3 protein-coding genes and 2 pseudogenes are annotated in these 3,846 nt (G+C 67.2%); 3 read left to right on the plus strand and 2 right to left on the minus strand.

The annotated features are described in order from the left end of the window. Window positions 1–147 precede the first annotated feature (147 nt). Entirely contained in the window at window positions 148–609 is a 462-nt protein-coding gene (locus AB0M20_RS31365) for an aminoglycoside phosphotransferase family protein (RefSeq protein ID WP_364303944.1), read from the plus strand. A 26-nt stretch (window positions 610–635) separates the two neighbouring features. On the opposite strand, the gene AB0M20_RS31370 is transcribed toward AB0M20_RS31365, so the two are convergent. Continuing rightward, window positions 636–911, minus strand: coding sequence for an alkylmercury lyase (locus AB0M20_RS31370; protein WP_364303945.1), 276 nt, complete (start codon window positions 909–911; stop codon window positions 636–638). A 396-nt stretch (window positions 912–1,307) separates the two neighbouring features. Here AB0M20_RS31370 and AB0M20_RS31375 point away from each other — a divergent pair. Then, window positions 1,308–2,517: pseudogene (locus tag AB0M20_RS31375) on the plus strand (IS110 family transposase). A 548-nt stretch (window positions 2,518–3,065) separates the two neighbouring features. Here the strand turns inward: AB0M20_RS31375 and AB0M20_RS31380 are convergent. Beyond that, window positions 3,066–3,399, minus strand: a pseudogene (locus tag AB0M20_RS31380) (Lsr2 family protein). Window positions 3,400–3,576: 177 nt separating this feature from the next. Between AB0M20_RS31380 and AB0M20_RS31385 the strand changes: the two are divergent. Next, window positions 3,577–3,846: hypothetical protein (locus AB0M20_RS31385; protein WP_364303946.1), on the plus strand; the 270-nt coding region annotated here is incomplete at its 3' end.

Genomic DNA, 3,846 nt, shown 5'->3' on the forward strand with positions numbered 1-3,846 from the left:
CCCACCAGCAGGGTGGGGAATTCCGTGAGCGACCGGGGTGGGGAATTACGTGAGCGTCAGACCCCTACAGGTGGGGAATTCCGTGAGCGCCGACAGTGCTGCCGGAACCGGAGCAAGATGAGTCGTCGCGGCCGTCCTGCAGCGGTTGTGGAGCGCGCCGACCGATGGCTACCCGTTCCGGCTGCTGCAGGTGATGTGCGACGCCTGGCCGCAGAGTTCGAGGACACGCTCACCGCGTCGGTCGGGCTTGATCCGGGGCTGGCACGGGCCGGGATCGAGCTGTTTCGCAGCCTGCCCGCCACCGCCGAGCGGCAGGCCCTGCTGTGCACCGACCTCCACGCCGGCAACGTGCTGGCGGCACAGCGGGAGCCGTGGCTGGCCATCGACCCCAAACCGTACGTCGGCGATCCGACCTACGATGCGCTGCAACACCTGCTCAACTGCGAGGAACGCTTGGTTACCGACCCGGCGGGGTTGGCCACGCGGCTCGCGGATCTCCTCGGCCTCGATCCTGACCGGCTTATCACCTGGCTATTCGCCCGATGCGTGCAGGAATCGATCGACCAACCGATCCTCGCCGAGGTCGCTGCCCGCGTTGCCCCCAGGTAGCCGATGCCGAGTACCCGACAGGTTAATCAACGGGCCGATCCGGATTCGGACGCCAGCGCTTGCCGCAAGGCAGCGCGGACGCGCTCGCCGGTCGGCAGATCCAGCCGGCATGCCGCGACGCCGCCTGCGGAGGAACGGCCCATCACATCGACACCATCAATCAGAACCGACGGCGACGGGTAGTCACCGACCAGCTCCGTCACCTTGGGCTGCAGGCCCAGCTCGGCCAATGCGGCGAATAGCACCTGGCGGACCGGGGCGAGGTTCGGGCAGTCAGGCACCGAGCGAAGTTCGACGATCACCGTTCCAGTCTCGCACCCACGCCTGTGCTGAGCCTTCTGCGGACGCGAGACGGGCTGGCGGTACTCGATCGACTTCGGATGGGAGGGGGAAGAGTTGCGCTTACGACCAGCACGCAGCCGGATGTGTCGCAGTTGTTTGTGGTGCCCCCGGCGGGATACACCCCAAAACTGCTCCATAAGATTGTTGATCGTCCGGGGTCGATGCCTCGGGTGCCCGGGACGGTGGGGTGTGGCTGAAAACTGCTTGCCGATGGTGGTTTCTGGGGAGTGGCCGCCCCGCCGTTGCCGATGGCCTGGCTGCTGATTGAAATCTGTGCGCGTGTGGTCGCTGTTTATGGAGCTGCCGGCAGTGCCATCGACGGGGTTGAACTGCGGTTGCAGGGGAGGTTCGGGTCGGTGAAGGTCCGTGAGCGGATCTGGGTGGGTATCGATGTCGGCAAGGCGCACCACCACGCGTGCGCGGTGGATGCGGCCGGCAAAGGTGGTGTTCAGCAAGCGGCTGGGCAACGGGCAGGCCGAGATCGAGGCATTGATTGCTTGCGCGGGCAAGGCCGGGCAGGTGCGGTGGGCCCTGGACATGACGTCGGGGACCGCGGGACTGCTGCTGGCGGTGCTGCGTCAGGCCGGCGCGGAGATGGTGTATGTGCCGGGCCGGCTGGTCAACCGGATGGCTGGGGCGTTCGCCGGAGAGGGCAAGAGCGACGCCAAGGACGCGTTCACCATCGCCGAGACCGCGAGGCTGCGCGGTGATCTGACGGTGATCACCGACCCGGATCAGCTGGTTATGCAGTTGCAGGTGTTGACCGCGCGTCGTGAGGATCTGGTGGGTGACTGGGTGCGCGGGGTCAATCGGCTGCGGGATCTGCTCGCCTCGATCTTTCCCGCGTTGGAGGCGGCTTTCGACTACTCCACCCGCTCGGCGCTGGTGCTGCTGACCGGTTTCCAGACCCCGGCCGGGATCCGCGACGCTGGCCCTGTCGGGCTGGCCGAGCATCTGCGCACCCGGGGCGCCTGGCCCAAAGGCATCCCGGCGATGGTCGACAAAGCCCTCGCTGCGGCGGCCGCGCAGACCATCGCGCTGCCCACCGAGACCACGGTGGCGCCGCTGATCGCCCGGCTCGCCGCTCACCTGCTCGATCTGGACCGCGAGATCAAGAACCTGGACAAGCAGATCACCACCACGTTCGGCCAGCATCCACATGCGCCGCGGGTCACCAGCGTCACCGGGTTCGGACCGATCCTGGGTGCTCAGCTGCTCGCCGACACCGGCGGGGACCTGCTGACTGCCTTCGGCAGTTCGGCCCGGCTGGCCGCCTACGCCGGCCTGGCCCCGGTCCCTCGAGATTCCGGACGAGTGCGCGGCAACCTGCACCGGCCCAAGCGTTACCACCGTGGCCTGCGCCGGGTGTTCTACCTCGCCGCGCTGTCCGCGATCAAACCCGACGGCCCCTCGCGGGCCTTCTATGACCGCAAACGCGCCGAGGGCAAACTCCACACCCAAGCGCTGATCGCCCTGGCCCGCCGCCTGATCGACGTCATCTGGGCCCTGCTGCGCGACGGCCGCGAGTTTCACCCCTCACCGCCGATCACTACATGCACGGCTTGACTTGATCATTGAAACTCCCTGCGGGGGCGGCTAGCCATAGCGGCTGACCTGCCGATATAGGGGAACGGGGCACCGGGCAGTGTGCCCGTAGGACACGGTGCTGATTTCAGCGGCCGTGTCCCACGTGCGCTGGTACGCGTTGGTTGGCTCTGGCGGCAGCTCCGGGTCATATAGAAGATCTCGGGTGCTGTGTTGATCCGTGGGGCGTGGCGGTTCTACCGTCGCCGCGGTCTTTGGTCTGCGTGTGCGGACTGGCGGCTCCAGGTCTTGCCGCGCTGAGGACGCCGCGCAGTGCTGTCGGTAGCGGCCGGGGAGAATCTCGTAATGGTGAATGAAGTTGCGTTGTGCTTCTCGTCGATTAGTTGGTCGCGGTGCTCCTGCGGTATCGCGATGGTCGAGCCTCGGCTTCTCCGAACCACTGGAGTGTGCCGGGTGGCCACGTCGAGCCGGGCGAACGCTCGCCAATGGCGCCTCGCGACCTTGGTGGAACAGCCGAAGTCCGCGCCGGCTGGGCCTGACCCGGACTACTTGCTGACCGGTCCGATGGCTCAGCGTTTGGCGTGGAAGGCCTCGACGATCGAGGATGGAATGCGTCCCCGCTCTGACACTTCGTAGCCGTTTTGGTGGCACACTCCCGGATGGCCTGGTTCTGATCTCGGTTCGCTCGGGCCGGCTGCACCGCGCGCTACGCCCGCCTACGCCGGCGCGCCCAACCCTGGCCGCGACCTCGAGATAGGGGTCCAGTGCCTTACGGAGCTTGCCGGCGTTCTTCTCGGACAAATCAATGGTGTAGTTAACACCGTCCAACCCGAACTCGATCGTCCGGTCGGCGTCCGCGCCGTCCAGGTCGTCGGTGAGCACTGTAATCACTTGCTTGGCCATCAGGTATCGCCTCCGGAACCGGTCTGCACCCGCAAACGGGGCGCTCAACTTCCGAAACCGCGATAGGTGACGAACTGATGTCGAGTGTGTCGGGTCGCGCGGGGGATGCTTGTCAGGCATCCATGGCGGTGGGTATGTTGCCGCTCGGCAATCACCGCGAGGCAGGGAAGCCGGCACATGGGACGGAAGAGTTCGCACGTTTTGGTCGCCGCCCTGATGACGGTGGTGGCCGGGGTGATGGTGGCCGGGTCGCAGCTGGCCGCGGGCGCCAAGGACACCCCGCCGCTGCCGAAACCGGGCAAGCCGCCGGGCAAGGCGTCCGCGCTGAATTTCGACCAGTTCCCGCCGTCGCCGACCGATGACGTGGTGCTGCGGTGGGATGAGGCCACGCTGGCCGCGATCCGGGCGACCAAGCCGGGTCCGACGGTGGTGGCGCGGGCGCTGGCT

The organism is Actinoplanes sp. NPDC051633 (assembly GCF_040681735.1).
GTDB lineage: Bacteria > Actinomycetota > Actinomycetes > Mycobacteriales > Micromonosporaceae > Actinoplanes.